Genomic DNA, 23,136 nt, shown 5'->3' with positions numbered 1-23,136 from the left:
GTGGCGCAAAAGCCGGTATAATGAGGGTTTTGCCAGTTACTAAGACGAATTTAGATGAAGCGTTATTATGCCGCTGTGCCGAAAGGCCTTGAGTACCTGTTGGTTGATGAACTGAAAGCCCTAGGGGCACAAGATGTTCGCGAAGGCCAGGCAGTCGTTCATTTCCACGCTGAGCTGGATGTGGCTTACCGTATCTGTCTATGGAGCCGACTTGCCAGTCGTATCGTATTGGTGCTGGCCGAGGTGCAGGCGAAGACCGCAGAGCTGCTTTACGACAACGTTAAGGCGATGTATTGGCCGGCGGTGTTCAGCAGTCAACGAGACTTTATGGTGGACTTTCACGGTGGTAACCGGGAGATCCGCAACAGCCAGTTTGGCGCACTCAAGGTTAAGGATGCGATCGTCGATTCCTTTGTCGAGGAGAGCGGTGAGCGTCCATCGGTCAGTCGGTCTAACCCCGAGATCAAGATCGATTGTGCCCTGCGTGGTGACAAGTTGTTGGTGGGTTTGAACTTCACCGGTGCTGCCATGCACCAGCGCGGTTACCGTTTGGAGGCCGGCAAGGCGCCGTTGCGTGAGAATCTGGCGGCTGCGATCCTGTACCGCAGCGGTTGGACTGAGGCGATGGACACACCGCTGATCGATCCGTTCTGTGGCTCAGGCACCGTCCTGATCGAGGCGGCGTTGATGGCAACGGACACCGCGCCCCTGGTTAATCGACTCTATTGGGGGTTCGATCACTGGGCGGGCCATCAAGAACACATGTGGCGTGAGATCCTAACCGAAGCCAAGGTGCGCTCTAACCGCGGTATCGCGGCCTGTAAGACACGCTTCATCGGTCGCGATATCAATCGCCGCGTGCTGGGCTTGGCGAAAGAGAACGCCGAGCGTGCGGGCATGGAAGATCTGATCCAGTTTGAGGGCGGTGATGCGCTCAATATGCCGGAGCCACCGGCGCAAAAGGGTTATGTCGTGTCTAACCCGCCGTACGGTGAGCGCTTGGGTCAATTGCCGGTGTTGCTGAGCCTCTATGCGTCGATGGGGCGCCAGTTTAAGAGTCAGTGGGCCAACTGGCATGTGAGCCTGTTGTGCAGCGAACCCATGCTGCTTAATGCGTTGCGCCTCAAGGCGGATAAGCAGTACAAGCTGATGAACGGTGCGTTAGAGGTCTTGCTGGCCAATTACAGCATCGGCGAAGGCGGGGCTGGCCGCGTCTTTGGTGAGGACTTCGCCAACCGTTTGCGTAAGAACGTCAAGGGCTTGGCTAAGTGGATCAAAAAGGATGCGATAGAATGTTATCGCGTCTACGACGCGGATCTGCCCGATTACAACGTGGCCATTGACGTCTATCAGGATTGGGTGGTGGTGCAGGAGTACGCCGCGCCGAAAACCATTGCACCGATGAAGGCGCAGCAGCGTTTGATCGATGTGCTGTTGAACGTACCTGAGGTGTTGGGGATCGATCCCGAGAAGATCGTCCTAAAGACCCGCCGGCAGCAGAAAGGTAAAGAGCAGTATCAGCGGATGGCGGAACACGATCAGGACATGAAGGTGCACGAGTATGGCGCGACCTTCCTGGTCAATCTGACCGATTATCTGGATACCGGCTTGTTCTTGGATCACCGTCTGGCACGTCGCCACATCCAGCAAAATATGGCGGGCAAGGATTTCTTAAACCTGTTCGCATACACGGGCAGTGCCTCGGTACACGCCGCACTGGGCGGCGCCAAGTCCACTACCACAGTGGATATGTCCAAGACCTATCTGCGCTGGGCCGAGGAGAACTTCAAAGCCAACCGCCTGCGCGGGCGTCAGTATCGATTCGAGCAGGCCGACTGCATGGCATGGTTGAGCCAGTGCCAGGAGCAGTTTGACTTTATCTTTATTGATCCGCCGACCTTCTCCAACTCCAAGCGAATGGAGCAGACCTTTGATGTGCAGCGAGACCATATCTGGCTGATGACTCAGTTGCAGCGCATGTTACGTCCAGGCGGCGAGATCCTGTTTTCCAACAATAAGCGTCAATTTAAGATCGACGCTGACGGTTTGGCGCAGTTGGGCCTCAAAGCCGAGAACATTTCGGATAAGACCCGCTCACCGGACTTTGCCCGCAACAAGCACATTCATAACGCTTGGTTGATCCGCCATGCCTGAGTCTGGTGTGCAACTTTTTCACACAGAGGGTTGCCATCTGTGCGAGCAGGCTGAAGGCCTGCTCCAATCCATTCAAGTGGCCTACGAGGCCACCGAGATCTGCGCTCAGCCCGAATGGGTTGAGCGTTATGGCATTCGGATCCCCGTGATCCGTCGCCCCGACGGCCAAGAGTTAGGTTGGCCGTTTGATCTCTCCCAATTAAAGGCTTTTCTAGAGGAAGCAGTATGAGCCTGATCCGTTTAAACCAAGCGCAACTCGCGTTTGGACATATCCCTTTGCTTGATCGTGCCGATTTTGTGTTGGAGCCGAAAGAGCGTGTGTGTCTGGTGGGCCGTAATGGCGCCGGCAAATCAAGCCTGATGAAGGTGCTCGCGGGGATCCAACTGCTGGACGATGGTCAGGTTGGCCTCAACAGTGGCGTCAAGATCGCTTACTTGCCGCAGGATCCACCTCGTGATGAGTCGGGTACCGTGTTTCATTATGTTGCACTCGGCCTCGCGGAAACGGGTCAGGCCATCGAGGATTATGAGGCGGCCAGTCAATCGGTGATGGCTGATCCCAGCGATCGCAATCTGGCCAAGATGGCCAAGGCGCAGGAAGCGATGGATCACCACAACGGTTGGCAGTTTGAACAGCAGATCCAGCAGACCTTGAGCCATTTGGAGCTCGATGGTCAGCAGAAGATGGGGGCGCTCAGCGGTGGCTGGCAGCGTCGAGCGGCGTTGGCTCGTGCTTTGGTGCAAGCCCCGGACGTGCTCTTGCTCGATGAGCCGACCAACCACCTGGATATTGATGCCATCGAATGGTTGGAAAACCTATTGCTGGGCTACGAAGGCTCGATCATCTTTATCAGCCACGATCGTGGCTTTATTCGCAAGATGGCGACTCGGATCGTCGATCTGGATCGCGGTAAGATCATGAGCTTCCCCGGCAACTATGCCGCCTATTTGGAAGGCAAAGAGGAAGCACTGCGGGTAGAGGAGGAGCAGGCGGCCGAGTTTGATCGCAAGCTGGCCAAAGAGGAGGCCTGGATCCGCCAGGGCGTTAAAGCGCGCCGTACCCGTAACGAAGGGCGGGTGCGCGCACTCAAGGCGATGCGCGGTGAGCGCAATGAGCGGATCGTTCGTCTCGGCAATGCCAATATGAGCATGAACCAGAGCGAGCGCAGCGGCAAGTTGGTGTTTGATGTCAACGATCTGGGTTATGCCTGGAGTGAGAAGACCATCGTGAAGCATTTGACGACCTCGGTAATGCGCGGCGATCGCATCGCTCTGATCGGGCCCAACGGTTGCGGTAAGTCGACCTTGATCAAGCTGCTGCTCGGCCAGCTTGAGGCGCAGGAAGGCACCATCAAGATCGGCACCAACCTCGACGTCGCGTACTTCGATCAGCATCGGATCGCGCTGGATCTGGATAAAACCGTGCAGGAAAACGTCGGCGAAGGCAAAGACACGGTCACCGTGGGAGGCAAAGATCGGCACGTGCTGGGCTATCTGCAGGACTTTTTGTTCGCCCCGGCACGAGCGCGCAGCCCAGTAAGCTCGTTGTCCGGCGGGGAGAAAAACCGCCTGTTATTGGCCAAGCTGTTCCTCAAACCTGCAAATTTACTGGTAATGGATGAACCGACCAACGATCTGGATGTCGAAACCCTCGAACTGCTCGAAGCCAAGCTGGCTGAGTTTCAGGGCACCTTGTTGTTGGTATCGCACGATCGGGAATTCATCGATAATACCGTGACCTCGACTTGGTGGTTTGGCGGACAGGGTGGCTGGTCGGAATACGTTGGCGGCTATCAGGACGCAACCACACAGGGGGCGACCTTCTACCGTGAGCCGGAAGTAGGGCAAGCGGTTGAAGTTGTTGAAGAACCGAAGGCGGAAAAGAGCCCTTCTGTTAGCAAGCCGAAGAAGCTATCCTACAAGCTTCAACGCGAGCTTGAAGCTTTACCAGCAAAACTCGAAGCCCTAGAAGCTGAGATAGAAGCGCTGCAAGCGCAAATGGCCGAGCCAGGATTTTTTGAGCAAGACTCAAAGGTGACAACCAAAGTCATCAATGACTTGGCCAATAAAGAACAAGAATTGGAACGTGATCTGGAACGCTGGGAAGAACTCGAAGCGTTATCGGATCAGGCTTAAGGGGAAAGTATGAGCCAAATGCCTTATCGTGCTCAAGGGGTTGCCGTTGCTGTAGCTGCAGCGTTGACCTTAGGAGCGACAGCACAGGCCGCACAGATGTGGCCTGTTTATGAAATCGTAAATTTGGACGAGGTGTTTTCGGTTAAAGGCACGCTCACCAACACCCAACAGGGTTATGGTATGGCGGTCAGTAACGGCGTCGTTATCGGCCTGTCAAAAGGGGTCAACGATGCCAGCACCGAAGACGAAGACACCGATCTGGATGACGATATTAACGCCATCCTGCCGGAAAGCGGCGTAACGGCGAATTCGATCCGGCGTCAGTTTGTCGGCAACAATTTCTTGTTCCAACATGACGAAGCTAATGGCTATGAGCCGGTCTACGTGCCTCTGTTGGAAGACAAAGTGCCGGTGGTTAACCCCGATCCAGAGGACGATGATACCCCACGTATCAACGCCTTTTATTTCGGTGCGGGCGCCGAGGCGTACGGCTTACGTTTTGGATCCACTTCGGCTCCGCAAGAAGCACCGGTCGAGAATCCCAACTTCAACCCCTCTCCCGAGGAGTTTGAAGATGAGGATGGCGTTGATGACGACAATCAGCCCTACGATGACGACCAGTTCTTTTACTACCGTGACTTTGAAAATCGTGCCTTCGTTCAGCGCAGTGATGCACTGGACGAGTTTACGCTGTTAGCGCCGCCATTTACTCAGTTCACCGCCATCTCGCCGTTTGACGATGGCACTGAATTTGATGGGATCATCGATGTCGGTGGGATCAGCGTTGCTTCGGCCATGAACAACCTTGGCTCTGTGGTGGGTTACGCCTCCATTGGCTTGTCCTCCAGCAGTGAAACTACGCTGCAAAGCTGTGTCGATGCCTTCTACTTGGGTGCCCCAAGTGAAGAGGAGGATGAGGATGAGGACGACAATACCTTTGTCCCCGAGCCGAACCCGATCGAGATCTGTGTTCAAAGTGCGCAGAACAGTGCGCTGACGTATCAAAGCCGAGCCTATCGCTGGGAGATGGACTTTGGTGACTTGACGGTGGATGAGGCACGTTCTCGCGCGTTGCCGCTGCCATTTAATGTCGAAGAGGGCTCTACTGACGTCTATACCACGCAGGCGTTGGGAGTGAACGACCAAGGCTGGGTTGTGGGTCGTTCGCCCGCAGCGAAAGATCCGGACGCGGCGCCCGATGATGTTGAGTTCATCAACTCGAACCTATGGGCAATGGCGTGGGACTTCAATGATCAACCCAGGTTGATCGGCCCGACGCTAGAAGACAGTGACCGAGTGTTTCAGTCGATCGCGTATGACGTGAACGATAGCGGGATCGCGGTTGGCGTGGTTCAGCGCTTTATCTCAGGTTACACCCGTTTGAAATTTGGTTGGGTTGATCTGAACGCTGAAGGCGATCTGGAGTTCACCGAGCCCAACGACTTCTTCGAACAGCAGAGTGACTTCAGCTCCCGTGCCCGCTCCATTAACAATAACGGCATGATCGTCGGCAATATTGAAGTGGATACGGTGCAGAATCTACCAAGACGTGTCCGTGCTTTCCTGTACAACCAACCGGAAGATGAGTTTGTTAACCTCAATGAGCTGTTGACCTGTCGCTCCCGCGGTTTGGTTGAAGGCACTGAGTTGGCTGAAGACGGCGAACCGGTTTACGTGAATTATCGGGTCACGGATACGGAAAACTTTGATGATGATGTGACCTATGAAGTCGACATTGCGGTTGTGGACGGTGTCCACATTGCCGACGACGGCACCATTGCTGCAACGGCGCTGGTTAATCTGCCGAGGCTGAAGACCGACTTCGTTGATGTTGAAGACGAAGAGGGTAACGTGATTGGCACGGTTCGCCGTATTGTGATCGGCGAAAACCGGGGCAAGCCGGTGATCGACGTCGATGCGAATGGCAACTTCATTACCGATCAGGTTCCGCGCTCGGTGGTGTTGAAGCAAACCACTTCAAGCGACGCCTGTGGTGTTCCTTTGGATGACGGGCTGAACATGCAGCCGAACAAACGACAAGGGGCCGGCCTGGGCTTTGGCTGGTTGTTGGCGTTAGCGCCGCTGGCTTGGTTGCGCCGTCGTCAGCGCTAATTGTCGAAAAGACAACAAATGAAAGGGGCCGAATGGCCCCTTTTTTAATAAAAAAGTAATCTAAATTACTCATGGACTTAGCCGGAATGTGCTTTGTTTGGTCGTTTTCTTAGTTGATCTTGGTGAATAATAGATCAAATATTGACTTAGGCTCTCGGGCCGATTCGAAAGCTACATCACTGTCTATAGGGATGGAATGCCAATGAAGAGACAAAAACGGGACAAAATGGAGCGGGCTTTTTCCCGCGGGTTTCAAGCCGGACTGACCGGTCGGTCGAAAGATGAATGCCCCTATCAATCTGTCGACATTAAAATGCAATGGTTAGGTGGTTGGCGCGAAGCCATCGATGGACGAATAACCGGACTCTTTACTAAATGATCCCTGATAGCCCTCTGCGATGAGGGCTTTTCTGTTGCTGCTCAAGGAGCGACGAGGACGCCTTACAGACAAGAAAAACGCCGCGGCTCTGATGGAGCCGCGGCGTTGTTTTATCGCGAGCTTAGAACGAGGAGGTGTCCTGGAACACGCCAACCTTCAGATCGGTTGCAGTGTAGATCTCACGGCCGTCGACGCTGATAGTCGCATCGGCTAAACCCATGATCAGCTTACGATGGATGGTGCGCTTAAGGTGGATATGGTACGTCACCTTTTTGTTGGTCGGCAGGATCTGGCCGGTGAACTTCACCTCGCCAACACCCAATGCACGGCCTTTACCTTCAGCGCCTTGCCACGCAAGAAAGAAACCAACCAATTGCCACATGGCATCGAGGCCGAGGCAACCCGGCATCACTGGATCCGACTCGAAGTGGCAATCAAAGAACCACAGATCGGGATTGATATCGAGTTCAGCGATCAACTCGCCTTTACCAAAGTTACCGCCGGTTTCATTGATCTCGACGATCCGGTCCAGCATCAGCATATTGTCTTTGGGCAGACGGGGTGAGCTGGCACTAAATAGCGCACCATGGCCACTGCGCACTAAGGCTTCTTTATCGTAACTGCTGGCTTGTACTTGTTGCTTTTCTGCCACTTGCATCTCACTTGAGTCCTACATCAATAAACTGCCGACAGATTAGCGAACACTTGTACGCTAAACAACTCCGATCAGCTACGGGTGAGAAGTTTTCCCAGCATCCGGGTCAAAAAGCCGGGTTGGGACTCATTATTGCCCGCCATGGTATCCAGCCGTTGCTGCACCAGACCATACAAGGTCTTATCATCGAAACGATTGTCGTCGTTGGCTTCGCCGACGCTTTTGCCGGTCAGCAGCGCTAAGGCATCCTCGACCTTATCGGCTTGATACAGATGGAACTGACCCTCTTTAACGGCGTTGATCACATCGTCGCTGAGGTTTAACTGGCTTAGGTTTGCGGTTGGTACTATCACACCTTGATCGCCGGTTAGTCCCCGATAGCGGCATAAGTGAAAGAACCCCTCAATCTTTTCATTGATGCCACCGATAGCCTGAACATTGCCAAACTGGTCGATTGCGCCGGTTAAGGCCAGCGACTGTTTAACCGGAACATCGGCGATGGTTGAGATCAAGCAGCAGTATTCGGCCAGCGATGCGCTGTCGCCATCAATGGTCTGGTACGACTGCTCAAAGACGATATTGGCGCTGAGGTGAAGCGGCTCGTCTTGACCGAAGATCCGATAGAGGCAGGCGGAGAGGATCATCATGCCCTTGGCGTGGATGTTGCCACCGAGCTCCGACTTACGCTCGATATCGGCCACCTCACCGTCACCATAATGCACGGAGCAGGTGATCCGTGCCGGCTCACCGTAGCTATGGCCAAAATAGTCGACAACCGTTAGGCCGTTGATCTGACCCACCTTGTCGCCTTGCGTATCGACCCTGACCAGCGACTCCTCGACGTTGCGCTGTGAGTAGATCTCAACGCTGTTGTGACGGTGACTCTGTGCGGTCAATGCGTGCTCGAGTTCAGTAGCGCCGATCTCAGAACCGTCCTGGCATTGTGCCAACAACTGGCCTAATTGGTGCCACGCGAGGGTCAAACGTCCCTGATGTTCACACAGGCGGCTTGCGTAGCGGGCCAAGCGGGCAAGTCCATCGGTCGTGAGCGCACGGCCACTATAGAGCGTGCTGATCTGATCTGCCGCGGCAGCCCACTGGGTCGTATCTTCGGGCTTATCAACGAACCATTCGGATTGGGCCTCAGCCAGCAGACTGACAAGATCAGCAAACTCAGGATCGAAGGCATTAAGTGTGTCATACGCCATGGCGTCGCCCAGCACGACCAGCTTACAGGTCAGGGGAATACGTACCGGGCTGCCACTGAACGCCAGATAGCCGCGTTTTACCGCTTCTTTGATCAATGACCAGCGGGACGGTTTATTCAGTAAGCCTTCTGCCGGGATCACCAGAACTTCACAGCTGGCCAGCAAGCCTGCATGGTAATGACCTTGCTTGTCTATCGTACCAAGTAAGGTCTTGCGCGAGAGGGGTTGGTCAACAAATCGGATCCCCTCCAAAGGCGTCAGCAGAGTCTGTTTTGCGGTTTCGCCTTGCCATTCATCCGCGGAGATCTTCTTGAGCACCTGGCCGCTCTCGGTTTCCTCTGCAATGAGCAGGCCCGGCGTAGCGACGAGGGGGGCCGACCGATAAAGGCTCTCAAGCATGGCCTCAGGATCGAAACCGGCAAAAGAGGAGACAAACAAGTGTTGGCCTTGGCAACGGGTAAACAGTTGCCAGGCATTGCAACAGCGCTCCTGTCCCAACAACCAGGGGCTGGTGTCGGGCTGCTCAGCTAGGGTGGGGGAGAACTCAAAGCGAGGAATTAGGCGGTGCGGCTCAAGACGCAAAGGGTGCAAGGATAGGACTCCGAAAACGCGAAAAGAGAGAATATATCACACCCTTAAGTTAGCACAGGGCTTTATGGCGGGTTTTGGCTAGGAAATTGATCGCCCTGTATGTATATACAGCGTGCTATTGATTAGGATATGATCGGCGTCCACATTGCCCGGCAATAGCCGAGTCCATAGCACCTCAACGTCATAGTGAATGCCCTTGAGGTGCAACTCGATCCTTGACGAGCAAAGGTTATGTGAGATGTGTGAGCGTTCCATTGATGTCAGACGTGTATAGGCGAAGTGGTGTTTGTGAAGTTGAGACTGAGCATACCGGCAGTAGAGATCATTGAGAGCTACTAGCAACAGAGAAAGAGGTTGCCTACATACCACTAAAGGGGTACCTGGCAACCTATGCCAGGCCGGAACGAACCGCACCAACATTCACTCTTCGCCACCGCTCACTTACACTGATCAGCACGAGCAACAGGCCGAACAGGGTTAAGCCGCCAGCGCTTGACCTTGTGCTCTGCGGTGCCTCAGGCGAGGAAACATCCTTGCCTGAGGCACCGCATCGCTGCAAGTGGGATCACCAGTCAAAGGCTCACAAAAACCTAGGTGATAGGCGCGTTCTAAGCTTGAGAAGGTGGAAAGATAGGGCGGCTCCAATTGCCCGGCTGACAGCACCCCTAACGCTTGCTCTTTTGCACTGATCAACGCCGAACCGCTGGATCCAGCCTGAGTGTGGCCCAATAGGGGGCGAGCCAACAGCGTTTGAGTGCCCGCTAAACTGCCTTCGATCAGAAATTCACTATATGACTTGGCGTACCCCAGTGGATGAGAGACGTTGTTCGCGATCAAGCCGATGTGATCGCTGTGGCCCCCCGACCAGCCTAAGAGCCGAACTTCAGCACCGGCGGGCAGGGCTGCTTTGTCAAAGGCAAGCAATGCGAAGTTATTATCAGATTCGTCCGAATAGAGCGAACCGTCCTCTCGAGGCTGGAAGTTGGGCTATCCCGTGACAACAAGTTCGCCCTCGCTTAATGAATGAAGCGGTTCCGTGCCGAGCTGGCCAAGGTAGGTGGCGTAGTCCAGACGATGTTCTTGATCGCAGGGGACAGAAAAATCCAGTATGACTTGGGTATGTCGTGCCGTCGCCCTATCGGAGATGCAGTGTGCGGCGGTATAGAGATAGAGCTTATCCGGATCGGCCTGGTCGGTGGGTGCCAGTAGGTTACCGCTGCATAGGTAGCCATTTGGGATCAGCAGCATCACCGTGGAGTTGATCGCGTTGTTCAGCGACGGTGCGTAACAGCTGGCGTTGAGCAGTTCGCTGCTGTCGCGATTGGTTGTGGTCGACATGGGCGTCAGTGTGTCGATCAAACTCAGTGATGTCAGTTGAAGATCGTCGGGGATCCTGTGCTCTGATGGCAGGCTCAGCTCGGCGGTGATTGAACTGCCGGTTAACAATCGAGAGAAGTGGGTTGAGCTTGCGGCGATCGGCTGTTGTGCGATGAGCCGGTGTTGAGCCGTGGCAAAGAACTGCACCGTAAGATCCGCCGGTTCAGCGTGCAGCGTCAGGCCCATGCGCAGGCCCCGTACCGTTTTCACGTCGATCTCGAGATGGATGACTTGTCTATCCCCGATGGCAGACCAGTCCAACTCGTTCAGCAGTAATGGGGCGGTGATCAGTTCAGATCTGATCCCATAGTGCTGAGTCGACGACGAGAGCGGGTCTCGGCGCAGCGTGGCGTTTGGCACGTGCCAAGTTCGTCGGGCGCTGTGCGCTAAGCTGCTCTAGCGCGGATCAGCTCGGAGTGGCGCGCTGCTCTGGCCCATAACCAAAGGCTGCTTGATTATGCGAGCGGACTCGGAGTAGGGCTGGGCTAACGCATTTGCGAGAGTAGCGGAGTGCTCGGGTATTAATAAAGGCCTTGGGCCGGATGCTGATTAAATTGGCCTATCTCATCCAAATAGAGCATGAGGGTTTTGGGATCCTGATGACCCGAGATCTTCATGACTTCACTGATGGGGGCACCAGTTGATAATGCTGAATCAATAAAGCCACGTCGTAGGCTGTGACCACTTAACGGACTGTGTAATGACACGTTGCCAGCGCCGCGTTTGGTGATGATGCGGGCAACAGAAGTTGGATGCAGGGCTTTGTCGGTTGGTTCGCCATTACGATTGGCGCGACGAAACAGAGGGCCGCTAAACCATCCCCGAAGTGCTAAGTATTGTTGGCATAGGATCTTGGGACAGCGGCTCGGATCTGAGCCGGCCAGGATCGCGATCTGATTAAACTGAGCCTTACGTTTTCGCTGCTCAAATCCCAATACCAATCCTTGCGGCTGGATCCGGATATCTTCGATCCGCAATGCGGCAAGATCACTCACCCGCAAAGCACCGGCAAAACCGAGAGAAAGTAAGAGCTTGTCACGCAATCCGATGAAGTCATCTCCGGAGATAGCGTTCAGCACCTTGCTCAGCTCTACGGGGGTCAGACCCGGTGCGCGTTTGGGTTTGCTCGGCAGGATCCGAACAATGCCCGCGAGCTGCTGCAGCACCAGATCGTCCGCGGCGGGATTGCTGCTGTTTGGGCCAACTTGCTGCAGGTACCACTTTACACTCGAATGTCGTCGCCGGATGGAGCGTATGGCCAGCGCTTCGCCAGCGTATAAGGTTGACTCATGCCGTTGTGGACAATATTTCAGCCGGTTCATCCGGCCCGGTGTTGCCATATGACTGAGCCATAAGCACAGATCGGCGGAGGTCGGATGATTCGGTTCGACCCCTTGATAGTGACTCCAGATCAGGTACTGACGGAGATCGGACTGGCGTGCTAACCAGGATTTCTCCGCGAGGCGGGCCCGATGAAACTCAGCCAGACGATCAAGATCCGACTGATCAACCTGAGCGGTAAACTGAGGCAGTTGCCGATCATTCATCAGCTCAGGCAAATTCGGCAGTACAAGATCCACACTAAAAAGCTCATATAAACATAAGTTTAAGCATAATAGAGGAACGGCAGCATTAGATCAACTAACGGCAATTAGTTGATCTAAAAGGATCGCGAACGATCGAGCTGATGGAGCGTTAGAGACAAGGGGGCCTTATCGACCGGTTAGTGACTGGCTTGAATTACGATATCGAAGGCTGCCGTTCCAGCGGTGCGGTGCGTGCCGAATGAAAGTAAGACAAGGTGGCCGAGGGCGAACACGAATGCGCCATTCGGGCTAAGGTCGATTTCGAGCTGCAGCCCTTGGCCCGAACCGATCAGTCAGGCGCCTTGCGCGGCCATCGTTTGTGTAAAGCTCGAAGCGTGAACGCGCGCCATGACCCTGACTCCCCCACATGAGGGCGCATTTTACATAATGCAGATTTGGTTGTTAATTTCGACAGTGAACCCGAAGCGGTAGGGCATTGCTCATATCCCCTTTCCCATTCCCGCTGATCTCACTTTGTCCCTTACTCGCCTCGATCCAACTGCTCCGTCAACCAACGAACCGTGTCGGACAGGTTGCGATGCTGCTGTTCGGTTTTCAGTTGCTGCAATCGTTGGATCAGATCCGAGTCCAGCTCAATCGCCTGAGTGGATTTGCTTTGCCGGTGTCGCTCGGTAGCATAGCGCCGCCTGAGCATGGGCAACCGACCCGAACCAAAGGTGAGCACCACAAACTCGTTGATCTGAGCTTCCAGCGCATCCGGATCATGAAACTCTAACTCCTGCCAATGAGGCAGATGTTGCTTGCGGACGCGTGTTCGCCAATTCTGAGCGTGGGTCAAGCTGGCATAGCGGATCAGGAACGGGTCCGATCGGGACAGCAGAAATTCGATAAATTGGCAGTCTAATGGGAGGGCCTTTGGCATGGATAAATCGCACAAGTAATCAAACAGATAGCCCATTATCACATGTGGTAATACGAAAAGCAGCTAGACAGAGAACTAAGTGCGCGATCACGCGTCCGCCGCGCAAGACTTAGGCAGCAACGGGTGAAACACTGTACGTTTCCGAGCAGATGCGCGCCGGTTACCACATGTGGTAACCGGCGCGCGTGTTGGCACCAGAAAGAGCAGAGTGAAAACCGCATGACGCTTTGGGCTGTTTTAACCTCGTTCTCATTGAGCGCTCGGGTTGACGGCGTGCAAAAGTCGACTCGATAAAGAATAGATTGGAATATTGAAGGTCGTAAATCATCTAACTTCAATGAACTGATTTTTATCGATTTAACTGGCCATAAATTGCTGTAACTTAATTTGTCCAATAAAAACAATGACTAAAGCGCCGGACTTTATGTCGAATATCTTTGGGGAACTGAATGCAGCCACTAAACTTTTAGGGCTCCAATTTCAAGCGTTTCTATCCCTTAATCATTCAGGTGGAAAATATGATGACATCGAGAAGTATGCCGGTCATGTCATTGCTCAGTAGTGCCATGATCGCCGCCTCGCTCAATGCAGCAGAGATCAACTTTGAAGGGCTGAATAAAGGCGATATCGTAAACAAATTGACGGAAGGAAGTGGTGTCAGTGGCACAAGGGGCGGCGAGATCACCGTCTACGGTTTCAATCCAAAGCTATCGACAAACGACAATGCTGCGGTGATCTTCGACAGTGCCAACCCAACTGGCGGCGATGACGACTTAGGGACGCCCAATGAAGCGTTTGGTGGCTTTGGTGTTGACGATGATATGGGCGACGTTGTCGGTGGTGAGTTAAATTCCCAGTATGAAAACAATCAGTCTCTCTACAACGTACTGATTATAAATGAGTCCAGTGGACTCAAAGACACCAATACCAATGGTCTAATTGATGCCGATGATGCAGATGTCGCCGATCCAAACGATGCGGATCTGCAAGGTCAATTTTTTGAGTTCGACTTCAGCGGCCTAGCCAGAAGCAAGAGCGTGACGATCAACTCTGTCAGCTATCTGGATATCGAGGAAGAGGAAGGGGAGAGCGGTGCCCGCATCGAACTGTACGGCCCGCGCTTACCGAAGGTCGGTAAGATGATCTCACTCAATGCCGTTGGCGATAATGGCTTTAACACCATTGCGGATATCGGCATTGAGGGCGTAACCCTTATGCGCATCGTGATGAACGGGTCCGGCGCAGTTACCGGGATCACCTTTGACGAAGAGCCGGAGCGTCCTTGTTGGGTGACAACCGGTGGCTTCTTTAATTCCGGCGTCGTCTCTGGTCCGAAACAGTGTACCTTTGGCGGTAACGTCGGGCCACCACCCAGCGGGGCATTTGAAGTCAACTTCCACAGTGGCGACAACGACGGTGACAAATTCCACACCAACGACATCGAAGTGGTCGAATGTTTAGACATGGACAGCACTGGACCAAAACAGCCCGGCGGTAAGAAGGGATTTGAGATCGATACCTTGGTGTTTGAATGTACTGGCCGCTTCAACAATGAAAGCGGTTATACCTGTGCCGGCTATCTGCTCGACTCCGGAGAGCCACAAGGGAAGAAAGACAATATGGCGGATCAGATCAACATGGTGATCTCCGATGCTGCTGGTAATACGGTAGCAGAGTGCACCGGTGAGATGGATGGCGGCAATGTCCAGATCCACCCTCCGGTTGGCCGTCCTTAATCTCGGTTCGTAAACAATTAGAAAGCGGTGCTGAGTCAGCATCGCTTTCTGTTTCAGTTTCCGTCACAACCCAATCGTGTCACCGATGCCAATGGCGATTGCTGTTCCAACATAACCGAATGAGTTATTCGGCCACTGCCATTTTCTCAAGCCGTGGTGTTCTCATTTAGATATGCTCAAGGATACGATCAGATAGAGATGAGCGACTAGCGTACTTAGTTAACTCGCTTTAAACGGTTAGTGTAGTAATCCATATTATTCTGGCCGCCGGCTATGCTCTGTAGACGAGTAATAGAATCATACTTGAACCAATTGCCCGTTGGTCCCACTGACATCAAAAGCGCCTTACTGTGCTCGCTGTCAACAAGACTTGATCAGCCCTGGCTGCAATGGTGTACTTCAACCGAGATGTGGGCCAACTTGGGTAGATCTGCAAGGCGTGACTTGTAGTGGGACGGATCCTTGGGCTCATGGGTGACCAAACTGATGATCGCGGCACAATGGTGTCCCGAGATCTGCCACACATGCAGATCGACCACTTTGTTATCGCTGTCCTGTTCGATCCGGTCCTTCAACTCTTCAGTTAATCCAACGTCCGGGCAACGATCCAGTAGCGTGGGATAGGTCTGTTTGATCAGTCCCCAACCCCAACGCGTGATGATCACAGCACCAGCGATCCCCATGATGGGATCAAGCCCGGGTAAATCAAAGTGGCGGGCACCCAGTAAGGCAATGATGGCAGTGACCGACGTGAGCGCATCGGCGATGACATGCAGGTAGGCGGCGTACAGGTTGTGATCATGACTGTGGTTTTCATGACTGTGGTTATGGTCGTGGCCCTGATTTTCATGGCCGTGGTGATGGTGGTGATCATCGCCTTGATGCAGCAACACCGCGCAAACCAAGTTTACCACCAGTCCGACCACCCCAACCAACAGGGCATTGTCGTAGTCGATCGCCACCGGCGCTACCAAGCGCCAAGCGGATTCAATAGCCATCAATACAGCCACCATGATCAAGACCACGGCACTGGTGAAACCGGCTAGGATATTGACCTTGCCGGAGCCGAAGCTGTACAGCGGGTTGTTGGCCGCTTTTGTAGCGAACCTGTAGGCAAACAGTGTTAATCCAAATGCCGCGACATGGGTCCCCATGTGCCAACCGTCTGCCAACAACGCCATGGAGCCGGTAACATAGCCGGTGACGATCTCAATGACCATCATTGTCGCCGTGAGCACGACGACGTATAGCGTCCGGCGTTCATGCCTCTTCTGTTTTTGTTGCTCGGCGAAATTGTGCTGGTGCTGCCAGCGCGCTAATGAATGCTCATGCATGGGAGTGATTCTCAATTCCTTTTGGTGGGTCGATTGTAAGGGTATATCGAAAAGTTGGCGTGACCGTCCTCACGATTTTGCACTTGATTGTTACGCAGCCACTTTTCAGAACACTTTATGTCTAGCTAGTTCAAGGAAGCAAACAGAACAGCGGGATCGTGGTGATGCTAGCTTTCACGGCTCGTTCCCCGGTCACGGGCCCGAGAGCTTGCCGTCCCAATTACCAAGCGTCAAAATGCCCTCGACCTGCAGGGTATCGGTAATAGACGAGGATCAGTAGCTGTAGTGGATGGATAGCAATAGGGTCAGAGTGAATTTAAGTACCATGCAGACCAACACCTAGTCGATCCATCTGGTCTTGGGGACGTCCAATGACCGGTATTGGCACCGAAGTGAGCTACCTTTGGAATGTATTCGATCGAATTCGCTTAGTATCCAAGTCGGTTGACGGCGGGCCAATTGCTATCGACCTCATTAAGGAGGTAGTCCTTTTTCGACTGTATTAATTTAGGCACGTCCAAGTCGATCGCCGCCTGCGCAGCGGCTTTACTGGAAAGATCAGGGTAGGGAACGGCACTTACACCGCGGGCACTCAGTAGGCTCGCAAGTTCGGCTCTGGCACCGAGGACGATCTGCGTAGCCTCATTCAACAGCTGCCGAGCTTCCTGCGGATTGTGGGCATACACCCCATGAGAAGCCACGGCAAAATCCCAGTACCATTGGCTATGGCGGATCGCGACGAGGACCGGCGCCAGTTCCTCAAACGTCGCCCCCGCCTCTCTCGCTGCGCCGGCTTCATAATGGGCGTACACAAGCAGCGATTCGACCTCATCTCTTGCCTGCTCAAGTTCTTGCTTCGCCAATTGGATGACTCGCCACACCGCTTGAGGCTCCCGGTGGCATTGTGCACACGCTTCGGCTAGCTCCGTCTCTTCTGCCAAAATACGATGCTCATGCACTTTTTCCCCGGACGCCGTGGTTTTCATCGGCATATGGCAGTCGATGCAGGTCACACCGACATCGGCATGTTGGCTGCGGCTCCAGGTCTCGTATTCGGGATGTCGGGCTTTTAACATCGGAGCGTGTGAGATCGGGTGGATCCATTCAACAAAGCGGCGCTCATCGTAGTATTTCAGGATCTTCGCAGCGGTTGAGCCGAACATCCAAGGAAACACCACCTTATTGTGATTATCTCGTTGAAAGTAGTAGGTGACATGGCACTGGCCGCAGGTTTGAGCCGCTTGCATGGCGCGGCTTTGTTGCGAATACGTCTGCTGCGCATACGCCATGGCGTCTCGGGCTTGAGGTCGGGCGAGGCGCAGAGCCTGTGTTTGTGGATCATGACAATCGCTGCAGCCGATCGAATTTTCGATCTGAGGCCCCACGGCGTAAAAGCTGCTGGCCGAAAACGTCGATTGACCTTGCTGCTCGATCATCCGCGCCGAGTCTGGACTCTTGCAGGTCCAACAGCTGGCGGATAGAGCCGCGGCGTCAGGTTCGGGGGTCGAAGAGCGTGGCTGGGCAGTGCGCAATGTGTGGCTGACATCCGCGGGTGCAAATCGATGCCCCCTTGGGCTGTGAAACTCTTTGGCATAAGCCGATCCGGCCCAGAGGATCACCAGGGCGGGGCGCTGTGCTAACAGATCATCACGTTGTGAGTTGAGCCCCGTTGCTTGCCAATCCTGAAATTGCTGCGGATAGGACTCCGCCTGAGAGGCGTTGTCGACAAACGGTTGAGGTTCGTAGCAACCCGACAAAATCAGCAGGGTTATCAGGCTGCCACATGAAAAGTACGCGCCATTTAACATAAGGTATTATCCATATAAGGATCAACCAGGGCGGCCATCCGGTCTGGGGCGGAGCAATATTTGAGTATAACGCAGGACAAAATAGCCAAATGCCAATACCCAACCGATCACAGCCAGCCAATGCCAAACAAACGTCCGCTCGGGCCAAAGGAGCGGCAACACTCCTCGGCTTAGTGCCGCCAATAATACCAGTGCAAATGGCAGTGCCATGGAGGGACCGGCATAGAGATCCCGTCCAGTATGACCCAGTGAGACTCGTGCGATCATCGCCAGCGTCATGCCACCGATCGAGCCGACGGCCAGTAGGTGAAGCAGTTGACGTTGGGCGTAGGGATCGCCATGCCAATACGCCATGGCGATCAAGGCAAAGGGGATGACGAGATAACTCAGATGCAGAGACCAAAGCAGCGGCTCTCGGTAAGCCTTCCACCCGTTCCAACGGGACATGCGGTAAAGGTGGATCGCAGCCGTTAGTAACATGAACGCGGGCATTTGTCGATATATCACCTCAATTTCCCCGAACCACGGAAGGGCAGCGAACAGTGCGATGGCCCCAGTAAAGAGCCAAACTGACCACTCGAGAGCCGGGATGGGCTCAGGCTTTGTTAGCTTGAGCCGTACCGCGGTGAAGAAGGGGATCACCCGTCCGCCGATCAAGGTGATCATCAATACCATCCACCAGATCATCGTTTGCCACACATGATTGGCCAACGAAAAGTTTTGCTCAAGCAACGCGTAATAGCTCAACAGATTGATCAGCAGCGCGCCAAATAACAGCAGGGGAAACACCATATTGCGATACTGACGCACGCGCCAGACCATCAGCCAAAGACGCACGCCGCAGGCCAATAAGAAGGCACTTTCTAGCAAGGCGGGAAGCCAAAGCGGCAAATTGATCGGCGATAACAGCAAGACACGGACACTGGCCCACAGCAGAAAAACGACGATCAACGCACTATGACGATAGGTCGGCTGCTGCGTCCACGTCTTCGCTGCCGTTAAGAGAAAGCCAACCACTATCGCCATGGCGTAGCCGAACAGCATCTCATGAGGGTGCCACCATAACGGGGCCACGGTGCGATAGAACCCTTGGGAATACAGTTGAGGAATAGGAAGAGCCGCTTGGTACCAATGGGTGATCCAAAGCGTCAGCGCCAAACACGAATACAGTGCGGCAAACAGGAAAAATGGCCGGAATGCGAGATCCCATAACGCCCATCGCCGTGTTGCGCTAACGGGTTCATCGATATTTAGCATGGCGCCCCTCAGTATCCGAATTTAGCGACCCCATTAGAGCATAGCCTCTGAGTGGTGCGCATTAACTATGTTTTGCCCATCCCGCTGCAGCGTAACAACCCACCAGAAACAATGTCGTTACCTTGGCCGCTATCAGGTTACACTTAAAGCAAGGGCAAAGCGCACAGGAGCGAGCAGATGGGATTACGATTTAATTTATTGGCAAAGCGTGCGGCGTTATTGGGCTATGGCCTGCGCACCCCGCAGCCTCATTCCGGTCAGTATGAACTCTACCCAATGGCGACGGAGCAAGCGTCGATGTCGGTAGGCTCCATCGACCAACTCTCGGACAAGTTAGACGAGCTTGAAGCCCAATGTCAGTGTGGCGAGGATCTGCAGGAAACCTTGAAGAAAGACATTCCGCTATGATGCGGTGATGGTCAACCCGGCACGGAGAAGCACGAGCGGTAAAGACGCTCCTGCGGTCGCAGGCCTAACCTTGCCGCGGGCTCAACTTGGAGTATGAGCCTGCGGCGCCGGGAATAAGGGATCACTCAATGACATCGCCCCAAGAACGCTCGCCTCGTTTCAACAGGGAGAAGAACTCATAGGAGGGATCGGCGGTGCCGGGTTTGCCGATCAGCGAGCCTTTGATGATCGGGTTATCCAAGTTGACGATCGATCTGGGGTGCAGGTTGGCCCAATCCGCCACGACGGCCCGGTGCGAAAACTTCCAGAGACCCTCCCGTTTGCTGTATTTGTCGAAGTAACGCCCACCGATCAACAGATCCATCGGACCCTCATCGGTGTTGATCTGGTGAAACGCCAGGATATAGATCTCGCCCTCGGCACGGTCGCCATCCAACTTGATGTTCACCGTGGTGACGTTGTGATGCAAGATCGCCATGGGCGCTTGGATCTGCGGCAGCATGTCGATGAACTCCATCGCCAATCCCGAGAAGAAGGAGCCATGATCGTCCAGCGCATCTGGGTGATACAGGCTTCGCATCTTCTCTTGGTCATGCCGATCGGCGGCATTACAGTAATCGTTGACCAAGGCGACGATCTCCTGCCTATCCAGCAGTTGCTTAAGCTTTGTTTCATTGAGCAATTCCATGCTACGACATCCTTACTTATCCATTGCCTACGATCCCATCAGACCGTCTCGCTTCCGTTAGACGCTGTTTTGATGATAAAAACACAGCATTCGAAACTTTACCCATGACATCGGGCGATTGGAACCCCAGTGGGCTCCGGCGCATCGGCGCGCTACGCGCCCAAAGGCAAGGCAAAACGCTTGCCCGCGTCACTCTGATCGCATTTGTTTATTCTCCCCTTGGGCTGGCTCTGGCTGATGCCACGACTTGACGCGTTCCCGACGCTGGCGTTATGCCCCACCATAGCCATCCATTGGCTCTTGGCCTGGGCCCAAGTTCGTTTGTTGCTGGATAGGAAACCGCGACGCGACGTCCTGCGGGTACTGAAGCAAGCCGGTTGCGAAACCATTGGAGCTCGTTCTCCGCTTGTGGTCTTAGAGCAATGTGACGGGTAGTTTCAACCGTCGTCTGAAACACAGCCAGTGTCGCGTGTCGCCTACGGGCCGGCAGCACGATCCCCACCGCGATGCAACCGGATCCGTGCCATTCCTCAACGGTTCAATGCGCTGTAAGCCCATGCGATCGACTCATCAGTTCGTGCTGGCGGAAGCTTTTGAGTCCGTCCCCGGCACCTGGATATCTACGTGTAACCCTTTGTAAAAATTAGTAAATTGAGGGATGCTGGCTATTTAGGTCACGGTGGCGAGGGCCACTCTGTTGCTATGGTTGGCGCGAAGCCGCTGTCATGGCAAAACAAAAATAGAACAAAGAACAATGGAGTTATTCGTGTCAAACGCCGTTCCCTTTCCTCGCCTGTCGTTATTAACAGGCTGTCTCCTGGCCAGCTTTTCGCTGCCCACACTGGCTGCCCCTACACATGGGGCCCCGGACGCTGTGTCGCAAGATGTCTTGATGGCCGGTGGTGTCGATCTCAATGCCACCCGCGCTCAGCGGACCGAGTGGTTCCGCGATGCCAAATTCGGCATGTTCATCCACTGGGGCGTGTACGCCATGTGGGAGGGCCAGTATCAGGGCAATGATACCCAGCGCTACGCCGAGTGGATCTGGAATAATGCTAAGATCCCCGCCAACGAATACATCGAGATGGGCAACCAGTTCAACCCGGTCAATTACGATCCCAAGGCCTGGGCCGAGATGGCCGAGCAGGCGGGCATGACCTACATGGTGATCACCGCCAAGCACCACGATGGCTGGGCACTGTGGGACACCCCGACCTCCGAGTGGGGTGTCAAAGACACCCCATGGGGCAAAGACCTGCTGGGGCCGCTGAAAGACGCGGCGACCGACGCGGGCCTGCGTTTTGGCTTGTACTACTCCCAGTCAATGGACTGGGGCAACCATGGTGATGCCGGTGGCGCGAACTGGGACAAGAGCTTCAGCCCCTATCTGAACATGGATGAATCTCTGTGGCCTGAGCGCGTGGAGCAGTACCATGCCGAGATAGCCCGTCCTCAGGTGGAAGAGCTGACCACCCGCTACGGCGATCTGGATATCTTCTGGTGGGACATGGCCGCCAACATTACCGATCGCCAAGGCCAGATGCTGGCCGATATCCTCTGGGGGAACCAGCCGCACATCGTCTCCAATGGCCGCCTGACCAGTCGCTTCAACACCCTGGACTACGGCGATTTTGATACCCATGAACAGTCCATTCCCGCGGTACCTCAGCTCGACAGCCATTGGGAAAGCTGCATGACCATGAACCACACCTGGGGTTACCGGGTGTCGGATCACGATTGGAAGAGCACCACGACTTTGATCCACAACCTGACCGGTGTGGTCGCCAAGGGCGGTAACTACCTGCTCAATATCGGACCTAAGCCGGACGGCACCTTCCCACAAGCGTCGATCGACCGATTGCAGGAGATCGGTCAGTGGATGGATGTGAACGGCGAAGCCATTCATGGTACGAATGCCACGCCATTCGAGTTCCAGCAGGCGTTTAACGGTGCGGTGACCCAGCGTCAACACGACAAGGGCACCACCTTGTACCTGCACGTCTACGACTGGCCATCCGATGGCGAACTGCGCGTATTGGGTGTGGGCAACGACAAGCTCAGCGCCTACCTGTTGGCGGACGACAAGCGCAGCGCGCTGAGCGTCAACCGCGATGACAAAGGCGTCACCATCGCTGTGGGCGGCGAAGCGCCGGATCCCCACAGCAGCACCGTGGTTCTGGAAGTAACCGGCGAGCTGGAGATCTTCGAGGTGGGCGGGGTGATGACCGCCGATGGCATGGTCTTGCGCGCGCTGGATGCTCAGCGTCAAGGCGCCAAGTACGAGCCCTGGCACAACAGTGTGATGGACTGGCAGGGGCAAGAGACCTCACTGAGCTGGAACGTCGACTTTAGTGAGCCGGGCCGCTACGCCATCGAGATGCTCTATGGCAACAACGACGATGCGTTCCTGAACTTAGAGCTGGGCGAATACCAGAGCGAGCTGTGGCTGCCCGCCACAGGCGAAACCAACATGCGCTACAAGTACCTCAAACCCTTCACTGTGGGTGAGTTGGTAGTGACGCAAGGCGGTGCGCAAACATTGACCCTGACGCCGCGCAACGGCAGCGCGCCGGTCAATGTATCGGATCTGACCATCAAGCACCTCCCGGATGCACTACAGCGCCCAGACGGCAATATCACACTCAACGCGATCAGCGCCGAGTACGCCGGCAAGGCACAAGTACGTCATGGTGCGTGTCATACCAATTCCATTATCTATTTGGTCAGTCTGGCCCATTCCCTGCTGCAAAGATGCCGCACTTGTTCTGCATCTTTTCGAAAGCTGTTCCAAGCATCTGCAACCTGGTCGACAATGTGGTCATAG

The 23,136-nt window shown here is 54.6% G+C and carries 17 protein-coding genes; 8 read left to right on the top strand and 9 right to left on the bottom strand.

Annotation, left to right across the window (positions count from 1 at the left end):
- The first annotated feature begins 54 nt into the window (after positions 1-54).
- The 5 genes from rlmKL (at position 55) to rmf (ending at position 6,781) form a co-directional block, all read left to right on the top strand.
- On the top strand, positions 55-2,154 hold the full coding sequence (gene rlmKL / locus ABEA08_RS16225) for a bifunctional 23S rRNA (guanine(2069)-N(7))-methyltransferase RlmK/23S rRNA (guanine(2445)-N(2))-methyltransferase RlmL (protein ID WP_345336418.1): 2,100 nt from the start codon (positions 55-57) through the stop codon (positions 2,152-2,154).
- Between the two features lie 7 nt (positions 2,155-2,161).
- Positions 2,162-2,383: a glutaredoxin family protein gene (locus tag ABEA08_RS16220; protein WP_345336417.1), complete on the top strand. Its 222-nt coding sequence runs from the start codon at positions 2,162-2,164 to the stop codon at positions 2,381-2,383.
- Positions 2,380-4,290, top strand: a complete 1,911-nt coding sequence (uup, locus tag ABEA08_RS16215; RefSeq protein ID WP_345336416.1) for an ATP-binding cassette ATPase Uup — start codon at positions 2,380-2,382, stop codon at positions 4,288-4,290. The genes ABEA08_RS16220 and uup overlap by 4 nt, the downstream gene beginning before the upstream one ends.
- Before the next feature lie 9 nt (positions 4,291-4,299).
- Entirely contained in the window at positions 4,300-6,402 is a 2,103-nt protein-coding gene (locus ABEA08_RS16210) for a DUF3466 family protein (protein ID WP_345336415.1), read from the top strand.
- Positions 6,403-6,604: 202 nt separating this feature from the next.
- Complete coding sequence (gene rmf / locus ABEA08_RS16205; RefSeq protein ID WP_345336414.1) at positions 6,605-6,781, top strand: ribosome modulation factor; 177 nt, start codon at positions 6,605-6,607, stop codon at positions 6,779-6,781.
- 121 nt (positions 6,782-6,902) lie between these two features.
- Here rmf and fabA read toward each other — a convergent pair whose 3' ends face one another.
- From fabA to ABEA08_RS16180, 5 genes are all read right to left on the bottom strand, one after another.
- Complete coding sequence (fabA, locus tag ABEA08_RS16200; protein ID WP_345336413.1) at positions 6,903-7,439, bottom strand: bifunctional 3-hydroxydecanoyl-ACP dehydratase/trans-2-decenoyl-ACP isomerase; 537 nt, start codon at positions 7,437-7,439, stop codon at positions 6,903-6,905.
- A 68-nt stretch (positions 7,440-7,507) separates the two neighbouring features.
- Positions 7,508-9,235, bottom strand: a complete 1,728-nt coding sequence (locus ABEA08_RS16195; protein ID WP_345336412.1) for a S16 family serine protease — start codon at positions 9,233-9,235, stop codon at positions 7,508-7,510.
- 987 nt (positions 9,236-10,222) lie between these two features.
- Complete coding sequence (locus ABEA08_RS16190; protein WP_345336411.1) at positions 10,223-10,972, bottom strand: hypothetical protein; 750 nt, start codon at positions 10,970-10,972, stop codon at positions 10,223-10,225.
- A 161-nt stretch (positions 10,973-11,133) separates the two neighbouring features.
- Positions 11,134-12,192 (bottom strand): tyrosine-type recombinase/integrase, encoded by a 1,059-nt coding sequence (locus ABEA08_RS16185; protein WP_345336410.1) that lies wholly within the window; start codon positions 12,190-12,192, stop codon positions 11,134-11,136.
- A gap of 487 nt (positions 12,193-12,679) precedes the next feature.
- Positions 12,680-13,081 carry a hypothetical protein gene (locus tag ABEA08_RS16180; RefSeq protein WP_345336408.1) on the bottom strand — a complete coding sequence of 134 codons (402 nt, stop codon included), beginning with the start codon at positions 13,079-13,081 and terminating at the stop codon, positions 12,680-12,682.
- A 521-nt stretch (positions 13,082-13,602) separates the two neighbouring features.
- Between ABEA08_RS16180 and ABEA08_RS16175 the strand changes: the two genes are divergently transcribed.
- Positions 13,603-14,817, top strand: a complete 1,215-nt coding sequence (locus tag ABEA08_RS16175; protein ID WP_345336407.1) for a hypothetical protein — start codon at positions 13,603-13,605, stop codon at positions 14,815-14,817.
- Between the two features lie 374 nt (positions 14,818-15,191).
- On the opposite strand, the gene dmeF is transcribed toward ABEA08_RS16175, so the two are convergent.
- The 3 genes from dmeF to ABEA08_RS16160 form a co-directional block, all read right to left on the bottom strand.
- On the bottom strand, positions 15,192-16,151 hold the full coding sequence (gene dmeF / locus ABEA08_RS16170; RefSeq protein ID WP_345336406.1) for a CDF family Co(II)/Ni(II) efflux transporter DmeF: 960 nt from the start codon (positions 16,149-16,151) through the stop codon (positions 15,192-15,194).
- 428 nt (positions 16,152-16,579) lie between these two features.
- Positions 16,580-17,959: an ammonia-forming cytochrome c nitrite reductase subunit c552 gene (locus tag ABEA08_RS16165; RefSeq protein ID WP_345336405.1), complete on the bottom strand. Its 1,380-nt coding sequence runs from the start codon at positions 17,957-17,959 to the stop codon at positions 16,580-16,582.
- A gap of 21 nt (positions 17,960-17,980) precedes the next feature.
- Positions 17,981-19,216: an NnrS family protein gene (locus ABEA08_RS16160; protein WP_345336404.1), complete on the bottom strand. Its 1,236-nt coding sequence runs from the start codon at positions 19,214-19,216 to the stop codon at positions 17,981-17,983.
- 177 nt (positions 19,217-19,393) lie between these two features.
- Here ABEA08_RS16160 and ABEA08_RS16155 point away from each other — a divergent pair, with 177 nt between their 5' ends.
- Entirely contained in the window at positions 19,394-19,624 is a 231-nt protein-coding gene (locus ABEA08_RS16155; RefSeq protein ID WP_345336403.1) for a hypothetical protein, read from the top strand.
- A 121-nt stretch (positions 19,625-19,745) separates the two neighbouring features.
- Here ABEA08_RS16155 and ABEA08_RS16150 read toward each other — a convergent pair whose 3' ends face one another.
- Entirely contained in the window at positions 19,746-20,312 is a 567-nt protein-coding gene (locus tag ABEA08_RS16150; protein ID WP_345336402.1) for a nuclear transport factor 2 family protein, read from the bottom strand.
- An 874-nt stretch (positions 20,313-21,186) separates the two neighbouring features.
- On the opposite strand from ABEA08_RS16150, the gene ABEA08_RS16145 reads away from it, so the two are divergent.
- Entirely contained in the window at positions 21,187-23,136 is a 1,950-nt protein-coding gene (locus ABEA08_RS16145; RefSeq protein ID WP_345336401.1) for an alpha-L-fucosidase, read from the top strand.

This window comes from Ferrimonas pelagia (assembly GCF_039543565.1).
GTDB classification, from domain to species: Bacteria; Pseudomonadota; Gammaproteobacteria; order Enterobacterales; family Shewanellaceae; genus Ferrimonas; species Ferrimonas pelagia.
The sequence above is the reverse complement of the archived record's forward strand: the minus strand, read 5'-3'. Positions and strand labels throughout refer to the sequence as shown.

Coding starts and splice junctions, on each gene's coding strand:
- ABEA08_RS16160 (WP_345336404.1), bottom strand. CDS start 19,216: ATGCTAAATATCGATGAACCCGTTAGCGCAACACGGCGATGGGCGTTA.
- ABEA08_RS16150 (WP_345336402.1), bottom strand. CDS start 20,312: ATGGAATTGCTCAATGAAACAAAGCTTAAGCAACTGCTGGATAGGCAG.
- ABEA08_RS16180 (WP_345336408.1), bottom strand. CDS start 13,081: ATGCCAAAGGCCCTCCCATTAGACTGCCAATTTATCGAATTTCTGCTG.
- ABEA08_RS16165 (WP_345336405.1), bottom strand. CDS start 17,959: ATGTTAAATGGCGCGTACTTTTCATGTGGCAGCCTGATAACCCTGCTG.
- ABEA08_RS16210 (WP_345336415.1), top strand. CDS start 4,300: ATGAGCCAAATGCCTTATCGTGCTCAAGGGGTTGCCGTTGCTGTAGCT.
- ABEA08_RS16175 (WP_345336407.1), top strand. CDS start 13,603: ATGACATCGAGAAGTATGCCGGTCATGTCATTGCTCAGTAGTGCCATG.
- rmf (WP_345336414.1), top strand. CDS start 6,605: ATGAAGAGACAAAAACGGGACAAAATGGAGCGGGCTTTTTCCCGCGGG.
- ABEA08_RS16155 (WP_345336403.1), top strand. CDS start 19,394: ATGGGATTACGATTTAATTTATTGGCAAAGCGTGCGGCGTTATTGGGC.
- dmeF (WP_345336406.1), bottom strand. CDS start 16,151: ATGCATGAGCATTCATTAGCGCGCTGGCAGCACCAGCACAATTTCGCC.
- uup (WP_345336416.1), top strand. CDS start 2,380: ATGAGCCTGATCCGTTTAAACCAAGCGCAACTCGCGTTTGGACATATC.
- fabA (WP_345336413.1), bottom strand. CDS start 7,439: ATGCAAGTGGCAGAAAAGCAACAAGTACAAGCCAGCAGTTACGATAAA.
- rlmKL (WP_345336418.1), top strand. CDS start 55: ATGAAGCGTTATTATGCCGCTGTGCCGAAAGGCCTTGAGTACCTGTTG.